At 39.6% G+C, this 24,648-nt stretch carries 18 protein-coding genes and 2 tRNA genes; 8 read left to right on the top strand and 12 right to left on the bottom strand.

Going from position 1 to position 24,648, the window contains the following annotated elements; translation table 11 throughout:
* The first annotated feature begins 52 nt into the window (after positions 1 to 52).
* Together I6J03_RS14325 and I6J03_RS14320 are read left to right on the top strand one after the other, a co-directional pair.
* Positions 53 to 2,251 carry an FUSC family protein gene (locus I6J03_RS14325; RefSeq protein WP_003005247.1) on the top strand — a complete coding sequence of 733 codons (2,199 nt, stop codon included), beginning with the start codon at positions 53 to 55 and terminating at the stop codon, positions 2,249 to 2,251.
* Positions 2,244 to 3,212: a YpdA family putative bacillithiol disulfide reductase gene (locus I6J03_RS14320; RefSeq protein ID WP_003005252.1), complete on the top strand. Its 969-nt coding sequence runs from the start codon at positions 2,244 to 2,246 to the stop codon at positions 3,210 to 3,212. Before I6J03_RS14325 ends, I6J03_RS14320 begins: the two co-directional genes overlap by 8 nt.
* Before the next feature lie 2 nt (positions 3,213 to 3,214).
* Here the strand turns inward: I6J03_RS14320 and I6J03_RS14315 are convergent, their stop codons facing one another.
* Positions 3,215 to 3,820, bottom strand: coding sequence for a TetR/AcrR family transcriptional regulator (locus I6J03_RS14315; RefSeq protein ID WP_003005256.1), 606 nt, complete (start codon positions 3,818 to 3,820; stop codon positions 3,215 to 3,217).
* Positions 3,821 to 3,890: 70 nt separating this feature from the next.
* On the opposite strand from I6J03_RS14315, the gene murB reads away from it, so the two are divergent.
* The 3 genes from murB to I6J03_RS14300 all read left to right on the top strand — a co-directional run bounded on the left by murB (position 3,891) and on the right by I6J03_RS14300 (position 6,054).
* Positions 3,891 to 4,946: a UDP-N-acetylmuramate dehydrogenase gene (gene murB, locus I6J03_RS14310; RefSeq protein WP_003005259.1), complete on the top strand. Its 1,056-nt coding sequence runs from the start codon at positions 3,891 to 3,893 to the stop codon at positions 4,944 to 4,946.
* 310 nt (positions 4,947 to 5,256) lie between these two features.
* Positions 5,257 to 5,760, top strand: coding sequence for an RNA polymerase sigma factor (locus I6J03_RS14305; protein WP_002999461.1), 504 nt, complete (start codon positions 5,257 to 5,259; stop codon positions 5,758 to 5,760).
* A 45-nt stretch (positions 5,761 to 5,805) separates the two neighbouring features.
* Entirely contained in the window at positions 5,806 to 6,054 is a 249-nt protein-coding gene (locus I6J03_RS14300) for a cytochrome b5 domain-containing protein (protein WP_003005263.1), read from the top strand.
* Positions 6,055 to 6,074: 20 nt separating this feature from the next.
* Here the strand turns inward: I6J03_RS14300 and I6J03_RS14295 are convergent, their stop codons facing one another.
* The 8 genes from I6J03_RS14295 to mgtE form a co-directional block, all read right to left on the bottom strand.
* Entirely contained in the window at positions 6,075 to 6,995 is a 921-nt protein-coding gene (locus I6J03_RS14295; RefSeq protein ID WP_002999463.1) for a PfkB family carbohydrate kinase, read from the bottom strand.
* Between the two features lie 59 nt (positions 6,996 to 7,054).
* A tRNA-Asn gene (locus tag I6J03_RS14290) sits at positions 7,055 to 7,128 on the bottom strand.
* Positions 7,129 to 7,505: 377 nt separating this feature from the next.
* Positions 7,506 to 8,576, bottom strand: a complete 1,071-nt coding sequence (locus tag I6J03_RS14285; RefSeq protein WP_232279651.1) for a DUF5007 domain-containing protein — start codon at positions 8,574 to 8,576, stop codon at positions 7,506 to 7,508.
* A gap of 8 nt (positions 8,577 to 8,584) precedes the next feature.
* Entirely contained in the window at positions 8,585 to 9,283 is a 699-nt protein-coding gene (locus I6J03_RS14280) for a hypothetical protein (RefSeq protein ID WP_003005269.1), read from the bottom strand.
* A gap of 18 nt (positions 9,284 to 9,301) precedes the next feature.
* Positions 9,302 to 10,834, bottom strand: coding sequence for a RagB/SusD family nutrient uptake outer membrane protein (locus I6J03_RS14275; protein ID WP_003005272.1), 1,533 nt, complete (start codon positions 10,832 to 10,834; stop codon positions 9,302 to 9,304).
* Positions 10,835 to 10,845: 11 nt separating this feature from the next.
* Positions 10,846 to 14,022 (bottom strand): SusC/RagA family TonB-linked outer membrane protein, encoded by a 3,177-nt coding sequence (locus I6J03_RS14270; protein WP_003005276.1) that lies wholly within the window; start codon positions 14,020 to 14,022, stop codon positions 10,846 to 10,848.
* Between the two features lie 606 nt (positions 14,023 to 14,628).
* Positions 14,629 to 14,702, bottom strand: a tRNA-Asn gene (locus I6J03_RS14265).
* Between the two features lie 126 nt (positions 14,703 to 14,828).
* Positions 14,829 to 16,208 carry a magnesium transporter gene (gene mgtE, locus I6J03_RS14260; protein WP_003005279.1) on the bottom strand — a complete coding sequence of 460 codons (1,380 nt, stop codon included), beginning with the start codon at positions 16,206 to 16,208 and terminating at the stop codon, positions 14,829 to 14,831.
* A 759-nt stretch (positions 16,209 to 16,967) separates the two neighbouring features.
* On the opposite strand from mgtE, the gene I6J03_RS14255 reads away from it, so the two are divergent.
* Complete coding sequence (locus I6J03_RS14255) at positions 16,968 to 19,793, top strand: hypothetical protein (RefSeq protein WP_201693754.1); 2,826 nt, start codon at positions 16,968 to 16,970, stop codon at positions 19,791 to 19,793.
* 83 nt (positions 19,794 to 19,876) lie between these two features.
* On the opposite strand, the gene I6J03_RS14250 is transcribed toward I6J03_RS14255, so the two are convergent.
* Positions 19,877 to 21,067 carry a phosphoglycerate kinase gene (locus I6J03_RS14250; RefSeq protein ID WP_003005291.1) on the bottom strand — a complete coding sequence of 397 codons (1,191 nt, stop codon included), beginning with the start codon at positions 21,065 to 21,067 and terminating at the stop codon, positions 19,877 to 19,879.
* A gap of 115 nt (positions 21,068 to 21,182) precedes the next feature.
* Positions 21,183 to 22,952 (bottom strand): signal peptide peptidase SppA, encoded by a 1,770-nt coding sequence (gene sppA, locus I6J03_RS14245; protein WP_201693753.1) that lies wholly within the window; start codon positions 22,950 to 22,952, stop codon positions 21,183 to 21,185.
* 109 nt (positions 22,953 to 23,061) lie between these two features.
* Here sppA and folK point away from each other — a divergent pair, with 109 nt between their 5' ends.
* On the top strand, positions 23,062 to 23,544 hold the full coding sequence (folK, locus tag I6J03_RS14240) for a 2-amino-4-hydroxy-6-hydroxymethyldihydropteridine diphosphokinase (RefSeq protein WP_003005300.1): 483 nt from the start codon (positions 23,062 to 23,064) through the stop codon (positions 23,542 to 23,544).
* 7 nt (positions 23,545 to 23,551) lie between these two features.
* Positions 23,552 to 23,902: an Hpt domain-containing protein gene (locus tag I6J03_RS14235; protein WP_232279652.1), complete on the top strand. Its 351-nt coding sequence runs from the start codon at positions 23,552 to 23,554 to the stop codon at positions 23,900 to 23,902.
* Here the strand turns inward: I6J03_RS14235 and I6J03_RS14230 are convergent.
* A complete protein-coding gene (locus I6J03_RS14230) occupies positions 23,899 to 24,588 on the bottom strand; it encodes a CDP-alcohol phosphatidyltransferase family protein (protein WP_232279653.1) in 690 nt (229 codons plus the stop codon). The genes I6J03_RS14235 and I6J03_RS14230 overlap by 4 nt on opposite strands.
* Between the last annotated feature and the right edge of the window lie 60 nt (positions 24,589 to 24,648).

Genomic DNA, 24,648 nt, shown 5'->3' with positions numbered 1-24,648 from the left:
CTTTTTTCAACACTTATCCTAAATCTATCTGTATCTTTGCCTGGCATAGATTATGAAGAAAATAATTCAGGAAATTACAAACTTCTTTAACGGTCAATACTTTGCAGATGGCGTACGGATTACCATTGGCTGTATAGTACCTATTTTTGTGTGTGCGGCACTGGGTGATTTCCGTACGGGGACACTTATTTCCCTTGGAGCTTTACTTGTCGGATTATCAGATACTCCCGGAGCTCCTGCACACCGCAGATTCGGGATGTTTGCATGTCTGGGCATTACGGTCTTTACGTATATTGTCACTTACCTTTCTGCCGGATCGCTGATCCTCACGACCATTGTGATTGCTTCATTGTGTTTTCTCTATGCTATGCTTGCCGTTTTCAACTCAAGAGCGGCCAATATCGGCTCTATGGGAATACTGATGTTGCTCATCCATATCGATGTCTCCGAGTCGTTTACAGATTTTGCCTTTCATCTCCTTTATTTCATTATCGGAGCATTATGGTACATCATCATCAGCCTCTCCCTGACCCAGGTGAGACCTTACAGACTGGCGCAGCAGGAGCTTTCGGAAACGATTCGTAAAGTAGCTGACTACATCCGCATCAAGGCGAATTTTTACGATGTAAAAATCGATAATGACAGTAATTATCTCAAACTGATCGAACAGCAGATTCTGGTACATGAACATCAGGAAAATGTACGGGATCATTTATTTCAGAGTAAGCGCTCTATAAAAGACACCACCAAAACAGGCCGATATCTCACGCTGGTATTTTCGGATATCGTCGATCTGTTTGAACAAAGTATGGCTACACACTACGATTACAATGCTGTGAGTGAAAAATTCGGCCATACAGGAATACTGAATGAATTCAAGTTCACCATTCTGAAAGTGACAAACGAACTGGATCATCTTGCTTACCAACTCAATGCAAACAAGATTCCCAAACCTCTTTACAATTTCAGAACTGATGTGGACCACCTGATGGAGTCCATTGATAAAATAGAAAAAGAGTATCAATACAACACTATTGCACTCAAAAAGGTCGTCATCAATATAAAGAATATTGTATCGCATCTGGAACGCATATACAGCTTCGGATACGCCATTCCCAAAGAAATTACAAATTCGGACATTGAAGATGCAGACAAGTTTGTAAATAAGGTTAATCTGGATTTTCGTCAGTTTGAAGAAAACCTTACCCTTAAATCCACCATTTTCAGACATGCACTACGCATGTCTATTGTCATGACATTCGGATATGTACTGACCCATATGCTGGGATTCGGACAGTTCAACAGTTATTGGGTCATGCTGACTATTATGGTCATTCTCAAACCCGGATTCGGACTGACCAAAGAAAGAAACGTACAACGTCTCATCGGAACTGTTGTCGGGGGAATTATCGGAACGATTATATTGATCACCATCAAGGATGATACGACACGCTTTGTACTGCTTGTATTTTTCTTCCTGACAGCTTACAGCTTATTCCGTGTCAATTATATTATAGCGGTCATGTTTATGACTCCATATGTATTAATCATGCTTAGTTTCAACGGCATGAATACCATGGAAATGGCACAAAACAGAATAATTGACACTTTCCTGGGTGGAATGCTGGCCTTTGTTTCCAGTTATGTTATTTTCCCCAATTGGGAAAGCACCCAGGTACGTGGTAATATGCGAAAATTGATTATTGCCAATTACAATTATATTTCACAGATTATTTCTATTATTTCGGGGCAGAAACCTACTATTACAGAATACAAACTGGCCCGTAAGCAGGTATATATTGCAACAGCCAATATGGGGTCAACATTTCAACGTATGCTGACTGAACCTAAAAGGAAACAAAAGAACACCAAAGAAGTAAACAGGTTTGTAATTTTTAATCATATCCTATCCTCTTACTCTGCCACTTTAACCAGAAGAGTGTGGGAAGCTGATGCATCAGAGCTAAACAATGAACACCTCAAACTTGTGAAAAAAGCATTAAGTTCTCTAGAAAATGTAATAGTACTGCTGACTGATGAATCGGATACAGATACTTTCTATCCGGTCAAATACAATGTTCCGAAAGAGGAAGAAGAGGGAATAGTATCTGAAGAATCTAAATTAATTACAGAACAATTACAGTTTTTGAATAAGATTTGCTCAGATTTACAAAAATCAGTAATTCACATAATAGACGTTGAAGAAAAGGCAAAACTCGACCTTCAGCAGGAAGCAGTAAAAAATGGTTGATTTAGATATTTTAATTATCGGAGCAGGTCCTATAGGATTGGCCTGTGGAATCGAAGCAAAAGCAGCAAATCTTTCGTATATCATTATAGAAAAAGGGTGTCTGGTAAATTCGCTGTATAATTACCCGGTTAATATGACGTTCTTTTCCTCTGCCGAACGTCTTGAAATTGGTGAGACACCATTTGTAACGACAAATCCAAAACCTAAGCGGGCGGAAGCATTAGAATACTACAGACGCATATGTCAGAAATTTGAATTAAACACACATCTTTTTGAAGAGGTTGTAACGGTTGATCCGGCAGAAAGTAGTACCTATATCGTATCGACTAATAAGGCTACCTATCGTGCCCGACATATCATCGTCGCAACGGGATTTTATGATATTCCGATGTTATTGAATGTCCCTGGTGAAGATCTGTCAAAAGTCAGGCATTATTACAATGACCCCCATTATTATGCAGGTCAGCATGTCATTGTTGTAGGAGCGAGTAACTCATCTATAGATGCGGCATTGGAGACTTACAGAAAAGGAGCTAAAGTAACACTGGTCATTCGTGGCCATGAAGTCAGTCCGAGAGTCAAATATTGGGTACGCCCGGACATTGAAAACCGTATAGCTTTCAAAGAGATTGATGTCTTATATAACAGTCATATCCACAGCATCTCCGAAGAAGCAGCCGAAGTCTCAACTCCCCAGGGATTGATCACACTTAAGAATGATTTTGTACTGGCACTTACTGGATACAGGCCTAACTTTGACTTTCTGAAAAAAATCGGGATAAATGTGCCAGAAGAGTCTCCTATGATTCCTGAACATAACGAAGAAACCATGGAAACGAATATGAAGGGAATATATCTTGCAGGTGTAGTCTGCGGAGGATTAAATACGCACCTGTGGTTTATTGAGAATTCAAGGGTTCATGCCACTCAAATTATCAATCATATTACATCCGGTAAGTAAGCTTATTTTCTCAATCCGTTGAGAAATATCTTCACCATTTTCTTTTGCAGCGTCAATATAAAATCAAACTCTTCCTTGGTCGGGAAGATCAGACATTTCATATCCTTCATAATACCTATCCGCATACCGAACAGCGAGTAAAGTAACAGTTTGGCTGTATCTTCCAGATCATCCACTTCAAGCTCACCTTTGTTTATACCTATCTGTAATACTTTACCCAGAAGAGTGGCCTCTTTCTCAAAACATTCTTTAATTACTTTTTCAATTTCAGCAGGCATCTCTTTCACCAAAGCTGTGGACTGCTCAAACAAGCTATAGTATTTATTAATCAGCTCAATCCGTTTATCCAGCGTAAACATCATGGCATCTTCATAATTATCCGATTTACTGATATAATCACTTATTTCGGTCATCATCTCATCCATTACATATTCAAAGACTGCTGAATACAAGCTGTTTTTATCCGGGAAATAATAGTATAGTAATGCTTTAGAGAATGACAAATCCTTAGCAATTTCTGCCATGGTTGTTTTAGCCATTCCAAAATGCGCAAATCTCCTCGTTGCCGCCTCTAAAATTTTCGTTCTTTTCAAATCTGCGTTTGCCATTTCTTCTTTTTAATTCTTCTAAGTAAATGCTATGTACTATCTTTATCCCCTTAAATCATTGATAAAATTAATGTTTTTTTTTGAACATTTGAAAACAAGAGTCAAAAAAATGAATAACCTCATACAGTCTGATATCTCACTGAAATCATATAATACTTTTGGAGTAGACGTTTTAGCCAAACATTTTGTACAAATAGAAAACAGACAACAACTACTGCAAATATACAATGAGGGGTATTTCAATGATAATTTTCTGATCCTGGGCGGAGGCAGCAATATCCTTTTCACCAAAGACTATGAGGGTCTTTTGATCAAAATAGCACTGAAAGGCATTCATAATACCATTCAGCAAAATTTTGTCTTTGTAACAGCCCAGGGAGGCGAAATATGGAATGACCTGGTATGGCACTGTGTCGCCAACAATTTTCCGGGACTGGAAAATATGGCGCTAATCCCAGGAACTGTAGGTGCATCTCCTGTACAGAATATCGGAGCATACGGGTCTGAATTAATGAACATCTTCTACAGTTGTGTAGCTTTTGATACGAGAACAGGGCAGTTTGTAACCTTTGCAAAAGAGGACTGCGAATTCTCTTACAGAGACAGTGTATTTAAATCCAAACATAAGAACCGCTATATCATCGTCGAGGTTACCTATAAACTAAATCTGGATGCTCCGCTCAATACTTCATATGGAGCTATTGAAAAAGAACTCAGCAACAGACAGATCAGCAACCCTACCATAAAAGATATTGCAGAAGTAGTATCCTATATACGTGTCGAAAAACTTCCGGACCCCAGTACAGTAGGCAATGCGGGTAGTTTTTTTAAAAATCCTATCATTCCCAAAAACATATTGGCCAGATTGATTGTTGACTTTCCAGAGATTGTATATTATAATGTAGATGAGGAACACGTAAAGCTGGCTGCAGGCTGGCTGATAGAACAATGTGGCTGGAAAGGAAAAAGTCTGGGTCGCGCGGGTGTATGGCATAATCAGGCTTTGGTACTGATCAATGCAGATAACGCTTCGGGTGAAGAAATCTATAACCTATCGTCCACAATTTTGAACGATGTGTATCAAAAATTCGGCATAAGACTGGAGCGCGAAGTAAACATTTTATAAAATTTAATATTATTTTTAAGTTAAATTATACCCTCATAAAGTAAATAAAAAAATCCATAATAGAGCCTCATCCCACCTTAAGGCTCTATTCTTTCATATTAACTCCCAGTAGAATCTTACCTCCCTGCTTATCGAATCTCGATATCTTCAGTTTTTAGCATAGTATTTGCACCATTAGACTTGAAACCGTAGCTCTGGTTTAAAATTTCCGGAAAAATAAATAGAAGAGTGCATATATAATAGAGTATCTGAATATCATAGTGTTAACTTTTATACACGACTGTGTATAAACTAAAAAAACAGATCTAGTATGACTAAATTCGAATTTAACTCAATGGTTATCCAACAAGCGAGTTCTCTCAAACTCTACGCTAAAAATTTTACGAGAGACCAAGATGACGCCAACGATTTAGTACAAGACACCTTATTAAAAGCTGTCACTTACTTTGGAAATTTCAAGGAAGGGACTAATCTCAAAGGTTGGTTATACACCATCATGAAAAATACGTTTATCAATAACTACAGACGTATTGTAAAGACCAATTCTTTTATTACCAAAGAAGAAGAAATTACCAGTGCGAACCTGTTCGTATCTGCAACACACAATGATGGCGAAAACAAATTCATTATGGAAGACATCAATAAAGCATTGACCAATCTCTCGGACGAATATTATATCCCTTTCAGCATGTATTTTGAAGGATATAAGTATCATGAGATTTCCGACCACTTGAACATACCGATAGGTACGGTCAAAACCCGGATCCATGTTGCACGTAAAGCAATGAAAAAAACGCTGACTGCCTACAAGTAGTCACTATCTGCGAGAAACGCCTATGAAGTTTATTACTTTTGTAAAATGATTGAAGACAATACCCTTCCTTTTTTTACAAAATCGCGGCTTGCCCTAAGAAACGGGCAGGATCGACCAGAAATATGGGTAGCTTATAAGGGATTGATATATGATGTATCAACCAGTCGCCTATGGCGTAAAGGACAGCACTATGAGCATTGGGCAGGGCAGGATCTGACAGCCGAGCTTGCTGATGCGCCACATACAGATGAGGTATTTAAAAGATTCCCGGTTATTGGAAAACTGGAACTATAAAAAAATTTTGAGATAAGCGATTATTCGCTTATCTCAAATTTTGACAATGCTATAAACTGTTGAATACGTTTGCTGATATCTTCCTGAGTCAGATTTTGCAAACGCTCTGTACCGAATCGCTCCACACAGAATGAAGCTAATGCAGATCCGTAAATGATCGCATTCTTCATATTATTAAAGTTTACTGTATTTACTTTCGCCAGATAACCTACAAATCCACCGGCAAATGTATCTCCTGCTCCTGTCGGATCAAAAACTTCTGCCAAAGGTAATGCCGGCGCATAGAACACCTGATTTTCACCGAAGAGTAAGGCACCATGCTCCCCTTTCTTAATGATAAGGTATTTAGGCCCCATATTCAGGATTACTTCCGCAGCTTTCACCAGTGCATATTCTCCTGACAACTGACGCGCTTCCTCATCATTGATCGTCAGCACGTCTACTTTCTTAAGGACAGCCTTGAGGTCGTCAAGGGCCACATCCATCCAGAAATTCATGGTATCAAGTACAACCAGTTTGGGCGTGTGATTTAACCGTTCAAGGGTCGTCAACTGCACCTGCGGAGTAAGATTTCCTAATAACAGGTATTCACAATCCTGATACTTTTCAGGAACAATAGGATCAAAATCAGCCAATACATTAAGCTCTGTAGCCAATGTATCTCTACTGTTCATATCATTATGGTACTTGCCGGACCAGAAGAAAGACTTCCCTCCCTTGATGATCTGAATTCCTTCTGTATCGATACCTTTATCTTTTAAAAGGTTCAGGTTTGTATCGCCAAAATCTTCTCCAATAACAGAAATCAATTTTACATGGTCATACAAATAAGATGCGGCCATACCTGCGAAGGTAGCTGCACCGCCTACAATTTTGTCTGTTTTTCCAAATGGAGTTTCTATTGCATCATACGCAACAGTACCAATAATTACTAAACTCATAGTTGCTGTTTAATATTCCAAAACAAAAAAACCGGCCTTATAGCCGGTTTCAATTCTTGCTCCTGAAGCTGGGCTCGAACCAGCGACCCTCTGATTAACAGTCAGATGCTCTAACCTGCTGAGCTATTCAGGAATTTCATCTTCTCAAACAAATTATCTTTGTTTTTCAAAGCGATACAAAAATACGGCTTTTCTACAAATTTACAAATATTTCACGTGGAATTAGTGAAACAAAGCGGTATTTCCCTGATTTTCAAAGTTATTATTTGAAAATAATCGCTGATAAATACCTATATAATGCCTTCAATGCATAAAGAGTCAGTTTTTGAAGACTGCAGACCAGCTTACAAATCCGTTATTTCCGACATTATCAACCATCTTAAAATGGCATTTTGATCAGTCGGGATAAAACTCTCCTGATGACTAAATCCAATCAGACAGCAAATATCTGTTACGAAAAAGGCCGTGACTGAACAGTCACGGCCTTGTATATAGTAATAGTACTAGTAATTATTTTGCACCGTCTTTCAGAGTAGCCCGAAGTTTCATTTCATAAATGTATTTACCGGGCTTATAAATTTTGGTGTTGAATCGGATATTGATTTTGACCGGTTGATCGGTATATGTTAGATAACCCACCGAATTTGGGGGATTCCAGGAAGCCGGATCCACCTTATCCACGGATGCCAGCCATTTTTCGTAAATCCTGTAGTAACAGTTTATACCATTAGTCTGCGTATCCCAGTACACATCAGGGAATCTGGCCTGCGCATAATCGTAAAGCACAGCCGTATCCGTTACAGTTGTCTTATAGGCAAAAGTCGATAATGTATTTAAATAGCTGTTACCACTTGGTCTGCGTTCCAATGCTCTACCCGGGAACACTTTCCCATTTTTATCTACCACTTTCAATACGATCTGGTTAGGACCATCAGCCACACGGGTAATCTTTAGTGTCATAGAAGCAGATTGTCCTTTATCCGGATTGAACCATTGATCATCGTATGGAAAACGAATAGCTGTCTCACTGTTAGCCGGTAATGCCAGGAAGTAAGGAACATTTTCATAGGTATACTGCTGAACAGGCTTAATGCGTATAGTTGTAACACCTTCGTACGTTTTCACGCCTCTCGGATTTTCAACCTTGATATCGACCAGATAATCCCCTGCAGGGATGCTATCCGTAGCCTGAGTAAAGAGAAATTGTCCGCTTTTTTCAAGAACAGAAAAAGCTGCCTTTTTCTCTATTCCCTGCTTGGCAGTAATTAAGGCTAATGTTGTATCCGTTTTAGGATTGTAAGGCTGCTTCCATACCGTGACATTATAATCTTTGTAAAAAGCTTCTTCACGTTTCCCCGTTTCTTTATTCCGGATATCCAGCAGTGTAATTTTAAATGGTGGTGTGGAAGCATCCGGAATTATGCCCTGTGTAATAACAAACACACCCTGTTCTACTGTAACCGGATTGGAAGCATAGCGAATGTTGTCACTCAGATATCCAGTTTCGACCTTTTTACAGCTTCCAAAGCCTAATGCCGCAATTGTAGCGACAATAGTCCATAGTTTTATTGTTGATTTCATAATTGGCATTAATTAGATGTTTTAAAAGTCCAGGTATGTGTGTTAGCAAGCACATGGACAATCCCTGTTGTTGTTTCTATACCGGATGTCTGACAGACTGAACGTAAATCCAACTTTTTAGGATCTTTAGTCGGATCTTCATAGCGGCCATTGACAAAAAGGTCTTTTTCACCTACTATTTTATTCAGGTAGACTACCTTAGGTTTTTCAGAGAATATACCGCTTCCGTTATACCCATCCAGACTTTCAAGATTTGCCCATAAGGTAAGATTAGACACGGAAGTCTGATATTCAGTCCAGGTCTGTGCCAAATCCGGCCAGCTCACCTGTCTTTCGGGAATAAAATACATACCTATAGAATCCTTTAACATTTGTGGTGTAAAGTATTTAAACAGGGAATCTAACGTATAGTTGAGACGTTCATCTTTCTTGCGTACTTCAGCCTGTTTCAGAGCCAGAAAGTTAGCAATAGAATAATCGTTAGGCACAAAGAAAGTACCACGGCTATTCACAAGGTCTTTAAGCCCTGCTTTATCTACAATCAGAATAGTGGTATCAAACATACTCCGGGGATGTGACTTCAAAAAGTCATAAGTAGTCATATTGACCTTAGCCTGATGTATACCTCCGTCGACTACGGGATCTTTCTTGCAGGAGACCGCAAATAGACAAAGGGTACATAATATGAGGATAATATTCGTTTTCATGAGTTTTTTATTTAGCGTTTAGTAGCGACCCATCCAATATGGATTCTGCGTAATCAGTCTGTTTGTATTAATATTGCTGTTGTGAATCGGGAAAAGGTAGCCTTTTTGTTCAAACCGTGTTCTGTCCATTGACCATGAAGTTAGAAGACTCACCAAGGTAAAATTCCCTGATATGCGAATATTGCGGACAATATCAAAGTAATTTTGCCCCTCACCTACCAACTCCCGCTGTCTTTCCTGCAGGATAGTACGTTTCAGGTTTATTGTAGAGGAGACAGGATTTGCACCGGCACGTGCCCGGACTTTATTCATCTCGATCAAAGCTTCTCCCGGTCTGCTTGTAGCTTCCAGTGCCTCCGCTTTTAACAGAATCATATCCGCCAGTCGGAAGATAACCATATTACTTTCTGTTCTCGGATCAGAACTTGATGCCGGATTTTTATAAACAACATCTGAATACTTCATCAGGGAGTTGACATCTGGTGTATTGGTAGATCTGAAAAACTGAGTTCTGCGGATATCGTTAGGATTGGCCACTACTTCATAAAGTAAATCCAGTTTTGGTGTTTCACCAAAATAGGTAGGCACAGCATATGGCATATTCCGGATGATATCAGAACTGACTGTCAGGAAACCTACCGAGCAACTGTTATTATTATCCGTTCCTAATGCCTGACTAAAAGCACTGGATTCATTTTCTGCATCTTTATTGGTAATGACAAAAATATTTTCACGTGCTGTGGCATCTTTAAATACATCGCGAATAGCATCGCGGCCTTGCAACGCAAAATAATCCGCACGGTTGATAATTGAATCGGTATAAAGAATTGTCTTTGCATAATCATTTTCCCATGCAGTAGTATGCGCCAGCAATGCCAGAGCAGCGGCCTTACTCGCTCTTCTCCTGCCTTCGGTATTTATGCCTTCCCAGGTTAACAAAGAAGAGGCTTTTTGGGCATCAGTCATTATAAACTTGAGGATTTCCTCTGTAGAAGTACGCCCTTTTAACACTCCCTGTCCTGCCGTTGTCGTAGCCTCTGTTTGTAAAGGAAGATCTCCCCATACCCTAGTCATATAGAAATAAGCCAGCGCACGTAGAAAATACGCTTCCCCTAACAGATAACTTTTACGGCCGGGCTCAAACTGATCATCGGGGATCTTTGGAATATTCTCAATAGCCGCACTGGAAGCGTCTACGATCCGATACCAGTTTTTCCAGTTGTGCACACCTTCTTCACGGTATGGTGTAACAAAATTGCCTCCGGTATAGATGCCCGTATAGTTGGTACTTTCTTTTGAAGTCATAATACCTATCGGACCATCTCCCCAGATAAAAAATGCCTGATTGGTTACATGTGCTTTACGAAAAAGCGAATAAGTACCTGCTAACGCGCTGTTGGCTTCCCGTTCATTCTTCCAATAAGTATCTGCATACGTATCATTACGAAGTTTATTCTCCAGATCCTTTTCACAAGAGCTAAGTGACACCACAGCTGCGAGCATAGTAAGGATTGTATATTTAGTGCTATATAATTTTAAAAGTCTTTTCATGGCAATATTTATTAAAAGTCAAACTGAAGGCCTAAAGTGAATTTTTTAGGAATCGGATAACCGTCTCCGTAATCATTTCCCTGCCCGTCCACACGCTCTGCATCGATTCCTGAAAACTTCTGGAATAAAGCAACATTATCCATATTCCCATACAACCTGAAGGAGTTCAACTTAAGTCTTTGCATCCACTCGTGATTTGCCGGTTTGAAATTATACGCTAAGCTGATATTGCGGATACGGATGTACCATCCCGGTTCCATAAACATAGATTGTCCGGTTCTCCATACATATAAGCCCATGTATGGATTGGCTGCAGGATATTTCGCCTGATCGCCTTCTCTTTGCCAGAAGTCGTAAGCATTCAGATCGACGATAGAAGCTTTGGCAAAATCCTCAGGGTTGCCATAGAAAAAGCCATTTGACATTCTTTGTGCAAAAGTCCTGTTCATAATATCACGTCCGAATGTAAAAGTCGTCAACACCTGAAGCGTAAAGTCTTTATAGCTGAAAAAGTTGGTCAGACCACCTGTTACTTTTGGATTGGCATTACCATAGAAGGTCATATCATTTTCACCAATATTGTCAGAAATTTTATAATCACCATTGACATCTACCCAATTCGGGTAACCTGGTTTCAAAGTCCCCCATTTGGTAGAACCTACAGCACCAGTGTATGGATTCGTAATGATATCTTGCTGAGAAGAAATAGCTCCATTAACTAAATAACCATAATACATGTTTAATGGCATGCCTACAACATATACAGCAGACCCGTAGTACAAATCTCTGTTTCCATTAGGAAGCTGGGTAACCATATTTCTGTTTATGGAAATATTGATGGAAGGATTCCATTGAAAAGCGCTGGACTGGCTAAAGACCTTTCCAAGTAAGTTGATTTCTAACCCGGTATTTCTGACACCTGCCGCATTCGTAAATGTATTGTCGTATCCGGTATATTCCGGAAACAAAATACGAAGCATTTGTCCTGTGGTTTCACGTTTGTACACATCCACATTCAGATTGATACGGTTATTCAATAAATAAGCATCCAATCCGAGATTCCACTCATTTGATTCCTGCCACGTGATATCATCATTAGTAATCCCATTATAGTTTGGAATAACCGATGCTACTCCGCCGTAAGAAGGAGCTTCTGATCCGGGATAGCGTCCATTGCCGGCTAAGTATGCATTGTAACGGTCATAATCAGTAATAGAACTTTCGTCTCCGGTACGCCCCCAGCTGGCTCTCAGCTTCAGTTCATTCACCCAACCCAGATCCTGCACAAATTCTTCTTCAGACAATAACCAACCTCCGGCTAAAGACGGGAAATATCCCCATTTATTATTTTTACCAAAACGGGAAGAAGCATCTGCACGCCATACGGCATCAAAAAGATACTTGCTCTTATAATCGTAATGCAATGCTCCTAAAAACGAAAGCTTGGAATAAGTAGACAAGTTAGTATTTCCCTGCAGATTAGTGCCCTGTACACCTTTGACCACCTGAATATTGTCACTTGGAATACCGCGTCCTAACAGGAACATAGATTCATTTCTCCGGGTTTCAAATTCCTGAATCAAGTTTACACTGAATGCGTGCTTATCTTCAAATGTTCTGTTCCACATCAGGTTATTTGTCAATACATATTTTTTGTATTGTGAATAACTTGATTTAGCAACAGCTAAACCGTCGCTGTTTATTTCAGAAGGTGAAGCAAAATCATTTTTGGCTGTCGAATAACTGATGATATTACGAGTACTGATCCGGAAATCTCTCAGGAAAGTATAGCGCAATTCTCCAACACCATTGAGACTCACATCTACATTATCATCACGCTGATATTCATACGGATTAAGAATGCTGTTAAGATCTTTCTGCGTTAGTTGCAGTAAAGAAGAAGGCATATTTACAGGACTAACGGTAAAAATATCGCGGTAGTTGTTTACTTTACTAAAATCCGTGCTTCCTTTTCCATCAAACCGGCGGGAGGTGGAAGCTCTTAAATTGGTTAGCAATTCCAGGTCTTTATTGATTTTGAATAGAATATTAGAAGTAAATGAATAGCGTTTCAGTCCTGTATTAAGTACCACCCCTTTTTCATCGTAATATCCTCCGCTGACCCGGTAATTCAAATTCTCGTTTCCACCCGAAATTGCAATATCTGCATTGTGAACCTTTCCGGACTGGTAAAATAAATCCTGATAATCATTACTGTTGTTAAAAGACGGGTTTAAGCTGTCCGTTAGCATCTGTGGTAAACCATTTTTCAGTTGTGTATCACTTGCATACTGATAAATCAGATCCAGCTTTTTACGTCTTTCTGCTGCACCAATTAATGTACCCACTTTACTTGGCGTTGAAATATAACCATGGTAAGTGTTCACACTCAGACGTGGTTTTCCGGAGGAACCTCTCTTAGTCTTGATAAGTATTACACCATTTGCAGCCCGTGAACCATATAATGCTGCAGCTGATGCATCTTTCAAAACGTCGACAGATTCAATATCATTGGGATTTAAACTCGCCAGATAATTGGTTCCGGTCGTATTAAATGCCCTCACTTCGTCATCAGATACCGGTATCCCATCAATAACGTAGAGAGGATTACTATACAGGTCATCTGTATTAAAACCTTCTGTAGAATTTGAAATCTTGGTATTTCCACGTATAACCAGAGAAGTCTTAACACCGGGTTGACCGGTGAAGTTCTGCACATTGACACCAGGAAGCTTTCCTTGCAATAAGATATCAATACTGGCAGCAGGTAAATTCTCAATATCTTTGGATGTAATGGAAGCTATAGAGCCCGTAGCTTTTTTACGATTAATGGTCGTATAGCCTGTAACTACAACCTCACTTAATTCATCAGAAGATTCTTCCATAATCACATCGATACGGCTTCTTCCGTTTACAGAGACTTCTACAGGATTATGCCCTATTAACTTGAAGACGAGAACATCAGATGGTCCGGCATTAATGCTATATTGACCGTTCATATCAGTTCCTGCAGCTGTTTTGGGATTAGACTTTACATTTACTGTTACGCCGGCTAAAGCTGTTGTCCCGGAAGTTACCTTACCAGAAACGCCTGTTTGCGCAACACCGTAATGAAAGTAGGCAGAAAATAGCAAAGTCAACACTAAAGGTCCTGACCTTCTAAAAAGTTCGAAAATCTTAATAATCATAATATGGATTTAGTTAGCTACATGTAAACCACATGTTTCGGCCAAGGTAGTAATAATGCTACATTTTAGAAACCGACCAGATCATGCGTTTTTTAATGCTTGTCTATGCAAACGTTTGTCTTTGCAAACTCAAACGTTTGCGTAATTTTCACATTTTTTAACATTTAAATGTTATGTAAATTAAATACTACAACAAATAGCTTATTTCATCAAATATCAGACTTAGATGAATATTTTTATTTTGGAATAAAACGGTTATAGTTTTCCTTGGCGTGAGTAACTTCACAATGAAAACAAATGCATCATCTTTTAAAATGGAGATAAAGTAGAAGAGATAAGCCATCAGAATACTTTCATATTTCGGAAGAAGCTATAGCTGTAAAAACCCTTCTTCCAATTCAGAAATATATCTGTGGGTATGTCTGCAAACAGAAAGCAGACAATAAAAGATTTCTGAATGCATATGTCTGCGTGGCATGAGCAAAGAAACACTCAAGGCATACAACTTTTGAATCCAACACGATCTGAAATTTCCAAATCATGGGTGGGAACAACAGAAAATAACAAAGCCTTTCAGTTTTACACTGAAAGGCTTTGTTCCATTTGCTCCTGAAGCTGGGCTCGAACCAGCGACCCTCTGATTAACAGTCAGATGCTCTAACCAGCTGAGCTATTCAGGAATGACCGTTACTTTATTGGCTTCCCTTTAAAGTGATGCAAGTATCGGAAGTTTATCTGAAACGTGCAAATATTTTTTCATTTTATATATCAACTACCTCGCTTTCAAGCGAAATAATTTTCATCTTTTACAGATGGACTTCGCTCAACAATAAGGTAACGAAAGTAAAGTAGATCAAAAGGCCGGTTACATCGACCAATGTCGATACAAAAGGTGCTGAAGAGCTTGCCGGATCTGCGCCCAGTTTTTTCAGCAAAAACGGAAGCATCGACCCTGTAAGAGAACCCCATAACACGACACAGACTAATGAAAGACTCACGACTACCCCTATGATTGCCCAATGATCGCCGTAGGCATGCGAAAAACTCTGCCAGGTAGCGATACGGATAAAACCCAGCGTCCCGAGAATAAGCCCGAGAAATAATCCGGACAAAAACTCTCTTTTCATTACACGCCACCAATCCGACAATGTCACCTCTCCGAGAGCCATGGCCTGAATAATCAACGTCGAAGCCTGTGAGCCGCTATTACCACCGCTGGACATAATAAGCGGCACCAACGCAAATAATGCAATGACGGTCGCCAATTGCGCCTCAAAATGCTCAATAACTGTTGCGGTCAGTAATTGCCCCAGAAAAAGAATCACCAACCAGCCGGCCCGTTTCTTTACCAGATGAGAGATGGCTACGTCAAGATAAGGCTCGTCAAGGGCCTCTGTTCCCCCGAAACGCTGCATATCTTCTGTATATTCTTCATTTGCCACCCAAAGAATATCATCTATCGTCACAATCCCCAACATGATATCCTGATCATCGACAACAGGGAGTGCCACACGATTGTTCATACGGAATACAGTGACCGCTTCTTCCTGCGGATCATTCGCTTTTAATGAAATCAGTCTGTTGTCAATCAGATCACCTACTACAGCATCCTCCTTTGCAATGAGGACATCCCGGATCCGAAGGTCATCGATCAGCTTACCGTTTCCATCAATGACATACAGCACATCAATAGTCTCCGATGCATTCCCATACCGACGGATGTGATCCAGCACCCTGGCCATATTCCAGTACTCTTTTACCGTGATGTAATCAGGTGTCATCAGACGTCCCACACTATCTTCGGGATAACCAAGTAACGAGAGTGCCTCTTTCCGCTCTTGCGGAGTAAGCATGATAATCAGCTGTTTTACCACATCACCTTTCAGCTCACTGAAGAACGAAGTCCGGTCATCCGGAGGCATCTCATTTATAATCTCACGAACTTTCGATGGGGAAAGTTTTTTGAAGACTCTCTCTTGAGTGGGAAAGTCTAAAATCCGGAATACATTTACTGCGCGATTCAAACTAAGGACCTCTAGAAAAAGGGCAGCGTGTTCGGGCAATTCATCTATTAACTCTTCAACATCTGAGATGTTCAGTTCGTTCAAATATTCGGCAAGCTCCTCCAAGTTTTGCGACTCGAAAAGTTGCTCTACGCGTTCCACCTGCATTTCCAAATTCTCCATATCGGGCCTTACTTTATTTTTGAATTTTACATTCGGGTAACTATTTTAGTTCTGCAAAAATCGTTTTTTTTGATGGAATATTATAACCTAAAATAACATCTCTAAAAATAATTGTTTAAACACTAATTTTCCGAAAAGAAACAGTGACTTTAAGAACAGACAACCAATCTGTATTTTGTACTTAATCCTCACTTTATCTGCTGCATTTTTTTGAAGTGAAGGCTTATTCATAAAATAACAAAAATGCCAAAATGTCACTAAAATAAAAACAACAATTTCCATAACATCTGCTTCCATCCTGAATACGAGTGCTCTTTAAAATACAGACACTATAATGCGACCACTCAGTACAGACTTTTACTGGTATCTCCCGTCTGCATCTCTACTCAAACGAAAAGTATAGATTCAGAACCTTCATCGCCGGAGGGAAGAAAACTAAGCATCTGTTATTTTTCAAATCCTGTACAAGGTCGAATATCAAATCCTTAATTACTATTAGAAATTAGCAAAAGAAAATGTACATTAGCAATCTGTATTTTACAGTATCCACATCCTGAAATCTATAAGATAAAAAGGAACTTTGAAAGCACAAATACATATAAAAAATCATTATTTAGCGTGTTTTAAACATTATTATAAATAATTAAAATTCAATCTATTAAACTATACAATATAAATAATGAAAGTATATAAAACACGCTATTTCAACTAAAAATATTAGCAATTCAATAATTAACCACTTTTGTTAATCATAAAACAATGAAAAACAGATTTTTAATATTAATTATATCAATTATATATCCACTTGTATCATCAGCACAGATTTTTGATGACACGCAGGCTCCTCCTGGTATAAAATGGGAGCAGATCAGCACCAAAGATTTCCAGTTGATTTTCCCTCATGAATTCCACAAGCAGGCCTCTACCCTATCTCATCAGCTAACCAGAATCATCCATCGCGTAGGACAGGATTTCAAACGCAAGCCCCGGAAAATTTCATTTATTCTTCAGACAAACACTCTTGATCAGAATGGTTATGTGCAACTCGCGCCCAGAAAATCAGAGTTGTATGCAACACCTTCAGGTATTGCATCGAACCAATCCTGGCTGGATAACCTCGCCTTGCACGAGTCCCGGCATGTGCTTCAGTTTGACAATTTGACAGGCACTTTCCGGGCACCTCTTTTCGAGCAATTGGGCTTAGCTTTATACGGTCTCCACCTGCCAAGCTGGTACTTCGAAGGAGACGCTGTATATACAGAAACTGTACTCTCTGAAGGTGGCCGTGGAAGGCTCCCTTCATGGGAAATGCCTATACGCACAAATATACTGGAAGGCAAAAAATACAGCTATGAGAAATATACATTAGGATCATTTAAGGACATCGTACCCTCTTATTATACCATTGGATATTTCATGGCAACCAAGATGAAAAATGATTTCGGCGAAGACATTCAGCAAAAGATGCTGACCGACATCAGAAATCATCTGCTACGACCTTACAGCTTTAACAAGGCCCTAAAAAAACACACGAATATGACCGGGTCCCGACTGTTTAAAAGCACAATAAAAGAGCTTGAATACTACTGGAAAAATCAGGAAAATCAAATTCAACCGACCAGCTATGCTCATTTAAAAACTCAAAAATCCAGATACCCTCAGCACTGGATGCTTCCCCAGACTGACCAAAACGGACAGTTGTACAGCCTCTACCAATCCCCTCAAAATGTTTCTCAAATCGTGAAGATCGATACCCTGTCTGGTTCCCAAAAGACTATTTTAAACCTCGGAATTCAGCTAATGCCCTACTTCGATCTGAAGGGTAATTTGCTTGTCTGGGATGAATACAGAAGAGATGCAAGGTATGTCAAGCGCAGCTATAACGTCATCAACATTCACAATCTGAACACAAAAAAGACAAAAACACTGACGACAAAAACGCGCTATTATACACCTGCGCTAAGCTATTCTGGAGATCAGATTGTATGTATAGACGTAAATATGACTAATGAAGCAACTGTTGTAATACTGGATAGTGAGACTGGTCAAGTGATAAAAACAGTCGCTTCTCTTCATAACATTCACCTCCAACAACCTCAGTTCGATGCTTCAGGAGACAAAATTGTGATGATCGGGGTGAGTGAGAAAGGAACTTGCCTTTTAGAATACAGCCTTAAAGACAATATCTGGAGCGAACTGACAGATTGGGATAACCAGCAACTTGAACGCCCTGTATATAGCCAAAATGACGTTATATTTAAAGCCCACTATAATGGGACAGATAATATCTATCTGTACACAAGATCCGACAAACAAATTTCTGCATTGACAAATGCACAGTTCGGTGCATTTTCACCCTATGTGGACAGCAAAACCAATCAGTTATTCTTCAATGATTATGCAGTAGACGGGTACAAACTGGCCCAAATTTCATTGAACAGCATACAGGCAAAAGATATCCGGCAAACTCCCGATCGGTTTATTCATTATTACAAACCTTCGCTGGCCAGAATTCCTGTAAACGAAGCATTATATGATACAACAGCATTCGAAATCAAGCCATATACCGGAATAAAAAGAGCGGTCAACTTCCATAGTTTAACCATCAGCAGCACTGATTTTTCAAGTTTTGACAACTACAAGCCGGGAATTTTCTGGATTTCCAACAATCTGCTTAACACAACTAAGATCAGCTTAGGATACGAGTACGACACCGATCTGGATAAGGGGATTTATTCTGCACAGATACAATATCAGAAGTATTTCCCAAAATTCACGATCCGATATGAAAATAAAGGACAGATTGGCCGGGCATCGTTTATAAATAAGCCAGACAGCTCTGTATCCTTTGACTGGCAGGAGCACCTGGTAACTGCCCAGATGAGTCTTCCATGGTCCGTATACCGGCACAATCAGGTGTACAGTTTTGGATTCAATTTAGCTACATATTATCAGAACAGGTATAATCCCAGTCTGCAGAATATCCCCAATTTCAGAAGAGAATTAAAGTTTCCACTCAGTTATCAGGCCTATTTCAACAGAAATGCCATGCAGGGCAGAATGGATCTTGCTCCCAAATGGGGACAAAACTTTAGTGTAACCTACCGCCATTCTCCTTTTGAGAATGCTGTGAGCGGCACCCTGCTGTCTTTCAGAAGCAATTTTTACTTCCCGGGATTAGTCTCCAACCATGGGTTTCAAGTCAGATTCGGGGTCCAGAAAGCGACGAATGTATATCAATACAGTATGGACATCCCTACAGTAAGTGGTTATGGATTCTTCAATTCACCACGCGTCACGAACACTTTACTTTTCAACTACCGGTTTCCGATAGCGTATCCTGACTGGACTATCGGCGGATTAGCTTATATAAAAAGATTTAAAGGTGGATTTTTCGCAGATTATCAGAATGTTCACAACAGAAGCGTTGCTCCCAAAACATTCGGATTAAACTTATCTGCTGATGTCAACTTCCTGCGGTATGTCCTGCCTGATTTTGATTGCGGCGTCAAATTTACCTATATCAATGATCCTACAGCAAGACAAAAGGTAGTCACAGCTTTTAGTCTAGGATATACCTATTAAATTTATCTATACTCTCCATATAATACCAAAGGCCCGTCTTTATCAGACAGGCCTTTAATATATATTGTATTATAAAAACCTTATTATTCGTTAATAGCTTTTACACCTGGAAGTTCTTTTCCTTCCATATATTCTAGCAAAGCACCACCACCCGTACTCACATAGCTTACATGCTCTGTCATTTTGAATTTAGATACCGCAGCAGCCGAATCACCACCACCAATCAGGGAGAATGCGCCTCTTTCTGTTGCTGCTACAACTGCATCAGCAACAGCTTTGGTCCCTTTAGCGAAAGTATCCATTTCAAATACACCCATAGGCCCATTCCACAAAATAGTTTTAGAAGCAGAGATAATTTCCGCAAAATGTTCTCCGGACTCTTTACCGATATCCAATCCCATTTTATCTGCAGGTATTTGATCATTTGGCCCATCGTACACTTCTGCATCATTAGCAAATCTGTCTGCTATCTGGCTGTCTGTAGGAAGTACCAGATTGACACCTTTTTCTTCTGCTTTTTTCACCAGATGATTAGCCAGATCCAGTTTATCCAGTTCCACCAGTGACTGACCGATTTCGCCACCTTTTGCTTTCACAAAAGTATAGGCCATACCACCACCTATAATCAGATTATCCACCTTCTCCAATAACGCTTCAATCAATTCCAGTTTATCAGATACTTTTGCTCCGCCCATGATAGCTGTAAAAGGACGCTCCGGATGGTTCAATACTTTCTCAGCATTCTGCACTTCAGCAGCCATCAGATATCCGAAATATTTATTACCAGGGAAGAATTGAGCAATAACAGCTGTTGAAGCATGTGCACGGTGTGCTGTTCCGAAAGCATCATTTACATATACGTCACCCAGTTTGGATAACTTTTCTGCAAAAGCAACATCCCCTTTTTCCTCTTCTTTATAAAAACGAAGATTTTCCAATAACAAAACCTCTCCTGCCTGCAAAGAAGCAGCTTTATCTACGGCTTCCTGTCCAATACAATCCGCAGCAAACTGTACATCCACTCCTAATACCTTAGAAAGATGGGAAACAATATGTTTTAAGGAATACTTATCTGTAGGTCCGTCTTTTGGTCTTCCCAAATGAGACATTAAGATCACAGATCCACCATCTTTTAATATTTTTTTGATCGTTGGAGCTGCACCCTGGATACGGTTATCATCTGTAATATTAAATTGATCGTCCAAAGGGACGTTAAAATCTACACGGATTAAGGCTTTTTTGCCTGAGAAATTCAAATCGTCAATCGTTTTCATGATATTTTTAAAACTTAAATTTTGAGCGTCGAATCTGTTTGATTCAAGTTGAGGGAATAAATATATAAAAAAGGGAGTGTTTCTTAAAAAAATACACTCCCTTTTTATCAAAATATTAGTGAACCTCAATCGAATACGGCAATTTGGCCATAATACCCGATTGTTGGGTTACTGATTTCAGTTCCTGAATGTATCTATATTGATCACCCAGCTGATCTTTCATATACCAGACACTGATCTTCTCTTTGGATGTCGACAGGATAGAGGAGAACGGATCTTTAAGTGAAGGGTATTTAACTACTTTATAATCCTTTAATTTTGCCATCTTGGCGGCAGAACGGATCGCATCACCAATGCTTCCAATACGATCCACCAGTCCGATCTCAACGGCCTGTTCACCCGTCCACACCCTGCCTTGTCCGATACTATCTACATTTGCTACTGACAGTTTACGTCCTTCAGCTACTTTTTTTGTAAATGAACCATAGGTCTTATTCACTTCCAGCTGGATAATATTTCGCTCTTCGGCTGTCAATGGACGATCAGGAGCAGACATCAGGTCAGCATAGGCCCCTGTTTTTACACCATCAAAATGAATCCCCAGTTTATCATTCAGCAATCCTTTGAAGTTAGGAATAAGTCCGAATACACCTATAGATCCGGTAATTGTATTCCTTTCTGCAAAGATGGAATCTGCTGCTGCCGAGATATAATAGCCTCCCGAAGCTGCATAATCACCCATAGAAACAATGATAGGCTTTACTTTTTTAGTCAGAATCACCTCTCTCCAGATAACATCTGATGCCAGTGCACTTCCTCCGGGCGAATTCACACGAAAAACCACCGCCTTCACACGGTCATCTTCCCGCAGTTTACGTAATTCACGTGAAACCTTATCCGAAGCGATCTGACCGCTTTCACCTTCCCCCGACACAATATCGCCTTCAGCATACAACACAGCGACACGTCCTTCGCCCTCAGAAGTAGTGGAATTAGCACGGTAATCAAGAATAGAAACCGTTGAAAAATCCTTCTTCTTATCTTTGATATTTAATCTTTTCTTTACCTCATCTATCAATTCATCTTTATACAACACTGCATCTACCAGCTTCAAACGGACTGCATCTTCTGCATCACGTACAGCATACCGGTCTGCTATAGAACGTAAAGAGTCTGCCGGAATCTTACGGCTCGCAGACACGTTGTCCAGAAATGTGGCATACAAACTCCCTAAATAAGATTCGACCTGAAGACGGTTGGGCTGACTCATCCCGTTTAACATAAACGGTTCCACAGCACTCTTATATGTACCGACTTTGACAACCTGCATATCTACCCCCAGTTTATCCAAGGCATCTTTCATAAACATGATCGAAGTACTTAATCCCCGAAAATCAAGACTCCCTTCGGGATTTAAATAAATCTTGTCCGCAACAGAAGCCAGATAATAGGCCTTCTGTGTATATCCTTCACTATAGGATACAATAAATTTCTTGGAAGCTTTAAAATCTATCAGCGCATCACGTATTTCCTGTAAAGTTGCAAAACCTGTATTTACACCTGATATATTCAAATAAATTCCCTTAATTTTGCTATCACTCTTTGCGGATTGAATACGTTCCAGAATGTCGTCCAGTCCAAGGGTTTTCGTAGTACCAAATCCCGGAATGTCGACACCTTCAAGCGGATTTGTTTCACTCCGTTCTTTTATTTCATGATTCAACGTAATATAAAGAACAGAATTATCGGCAACAACCGGAGCAGCATCTGTAGATGCGCTGCTGATCAAAGATCCTATTATCCCGGCAATGACAATAAAAAGAATAACCGTTGCAATGACAATACCGGTAATAGTCGCCAGTACATATTTTAAAAATGATTTCATGTGTGTGCGTATATAATTTGAATTAACTTTTGTAAGCTGTCATAAATGTAAATCAATAAATTATTTAATACAATATATTATACAAGTAAATCAAAATATAGTTTTATAAATGAACCAGACATATCTGCTATTGGGAGCCAACCTTGGAAAACCTCTTGAACAGCTGGCAGAAGCGCGCATACAGATTGAGCATCACATCGGCAGGCTGACAAAGGCATCCGGCCTGTACGAAAGTGAAGCATGGGGCCTTGAGGATCAGCCGAATTTTATAAATCAGGTAATAAAAGTGGAGACTATGCTTTCTCCGGATGACCTCTTGAAACAAACGCAACAGATCGAAACCAATCTGGGTAGAGTACGTCATGAAAAATGGGGGGCACGCCTGATTGATATCGATATCCTGTATTACAATAACAGTTGTATAAATCAGGAAAACCTGACAATCCCTCACCCCTACATTCAGGAAAGAAACTTTGTACTGGCTCCTTTAGCCGAGATTGCAGCAGATTTTGAACACCCTGTATTGCATAAAACTAATTTAGTATTATTTGAAAACAGCAAAGACTCCTTATCTGTTAACATCCTTAAATAAATAGAATATGTATAACCTAATTGATCCAAGTTTAATCTCGTCTACGATGATGGACAACAGTGATATTATACGTGAGTTTATAACACTTTATTTGGCTCAGACCCCACTGGATGAAGAAGCTTTAAGAATTGCAATAAGAAATAACAATCTGAATGAAATAGCAAGTAAGGCACACCATATCAAGCCAACAATGGAATATATAGGAGCATTTGCCTTAAAAGACAGAATCATCACGATAGAATCCTTAGCCAAAGAGCAGGCAGATATAGATCTGATAAAAGATGAATTTGCTATACTGGAAAGGCAATTACAGGATTTATATCAGGAATTGCAACACTATCTCAACTCTCTTGGTTAGCCTTTATCCTGCTGTATCGTACGGAAGTGAATAATAGAAAATACAATATAGGCTAAAAGAATAAAAGGGATTGCGAGGAACTTCAGTAAGGCCAGCAACACGACACTCAGAATCAGAAACAGATATTTAAACTGGTTAACTTTCCAGCTTAAAGAAGATAATTTCATGGAGAAAAGCCGCAGTTCGGAGACTAACAGCGTACTGGATACCGCCACTGTAATCAAAAGGAATACATTATTCATAATGATCTCCGGATAGATTTGCGCAATAAAAGGCAAAGAAATAATATAAAAGGTATTCATTGGTGTATTAAGACCGATAAAATCGGTAGACTGACGCTCATCCACATTAAATTTTGCCAATCTTAATCCTGAAAATACCGTCATCACAAATGCCAGATAAGGCAGCAAAGACATTTCCGTATTGATTTCCTTTAATAAAAAGTAGATCACAGCTCCCGGCAAGAAACCAAAACTAATCATGTCCGCCAGAGAATCTAACTCTTTGCCGATAGTGGACTTGACATGCAAAGCTCTCGCAGCCATACCATCAAAAAAATCACATATTCCGGAAAACAACACACAGTAAAAGGTATATTGAAATTCTCCCTTAAGAGCAAACAGGACACCTACACATCCACTAAAAAGATTCAGGCAGGTCAACGTATTCGGAATGTATTTTTTCATGTAGTAAATAACTAAAAAAGCCATCTCTGAAAGATCGTAATCTTCAAAGATGGCTTAAAA

Origin of the sequence: Sphingobacterium spiritivorum, assembly GCF_016724845.1 — a bacterium.
GTDB classification, from domain to species: domain Bacteria; phylum Bacteroidota; class Bacteroidia; order Sphingobacteriales; family Sphingobacteriaceae; genus Sphingobacterium; species Sphingobacterium spiritivorum_A.
Note: the sequence above shows the minus strand (reverse complement) of the source record. Positions and strands in the feature narration are given on the sequence as shown.

Bases quoted from the DNA above. Each gene is read 5' to 3' on its own strand.
- I6J03_RS14295 (WP_002999463.1), bottom strand. From the start codon at position 6,995: ATGAGTTTAGTAATTATTGGTACTGTTGCGTATGATGCAATAGAAACT.
- I6J03_RS14280 (WP_003005269.1), bottom strand. From the start codon at position 9,283: ATGAAAACGAATATTATCCTCATATTATGTACCCTTTGTCTATTTGCG.
- I6J03_RS14325 (WP_003005247.1), top strand. From the start codon at position 53: ATGAAGAAAATAATTCAGGAAATTACAAACTTCTTTAACGGTCAATAC.
- I6J03_RS14305 (WP_002999461.1), top strand. From the start codon at position 5,257: ATGACTAAATTCGAATTTAACTCAATGGTTATCCAACAAGCGAGTTCT.
- I6J03_RS14255 (WP_201693754.1), top strand. From the start codon at position 16,968: ATGAAAAACAGATTTTTAATATTAATTATATCAATTATATATCCACTT.
- I6J03_RS14250 (WP_003005291.1), bottom strand. From the start codon at position 21,067: ATGAAAACGATTGACGATTTGAATTTCTCAGGCAAAAAAGCCTTAATC.
- I6J03_RS14315 (WP_003005256.1), bottom strand. From the start codon at position 3,820: ATGGCAAACGCAGATTTGAAAAGAACGAAAATTTTAGAGGCGGCAACG.
- I6J03_RS14320 (WP_003005252.1), top strand. From the start codon at position 2,244: ATGGTTGATTTAGATATTTTAATTATCGGAGCAGGTCCTATAGGATTG.
- mgtE (WP_003005279.1), bottom strand. From the start codon at position 16,208: ATGGAGAATTTGGAAATGCAGGTGGAACGCGTAGAGCAACTTTTCGAG.
- I6J03_RS14300 (WP_003005263.1), top strand. From the start codon at position 5,806: ATGATTGAAGACAATACCCTTCCTTTTTTTACAAAATCGCGGCTTGCC.
- I6J03_RS14230 (WP_232279653.1), bottom strand. From the start codon at position 24,588: ATGAAAAAATACATTCCGAATACGTTGACCTGCCTGAATCTTTTTAGT.
- I6J03_RS14285 (WP_232279651.1), bottom strand. From the start codon at position 8,576: ATGAAATCAACAATAAAACTATGGACTATTGTCGCTACAATTGCGGCA.
- I6J03_RS14270 (WP_003005276.1), bottom strand. From the start codon at position 14,022: ATGATTATTAAGATTTTCGAACTTTTTAGAAGGTCAGGACCTTTAGTG.
- I6J03_RS14275 (WP_003005272.1), bottom strand. From the start codon at position 10,834: ATGAAAAGACTTTTAAAATTATATAGCACTAAATATACAATCCTTACT.
- folK (WP_003005300.1), top strand. From the start codon at position 23,062: ATGAACCAGACATATCTGCTATTGGGAGCCAACCTTGGAAAACCTCTT.
- murB (WP_003005259.1), top strand. From the start codon at position 3,891: ATGTTTTTTTTTGAACATTTGAAAACAAGAGTCAAAAAAATGAATAAC.
- I6J03_RS14235 (WP_232279652.1), top strand. From the start codon at position 23,552: ATGTATAACCTAATTGATCCAAGTTTAATCTCGTCTACGATGATGGAC.
- sppA (WP_201693753.1), bottom strand. From the start codon at position 22,952: ATGAAATCATTTTTAAAATATGTACTGGCGACTATTACCGGTATTGTC.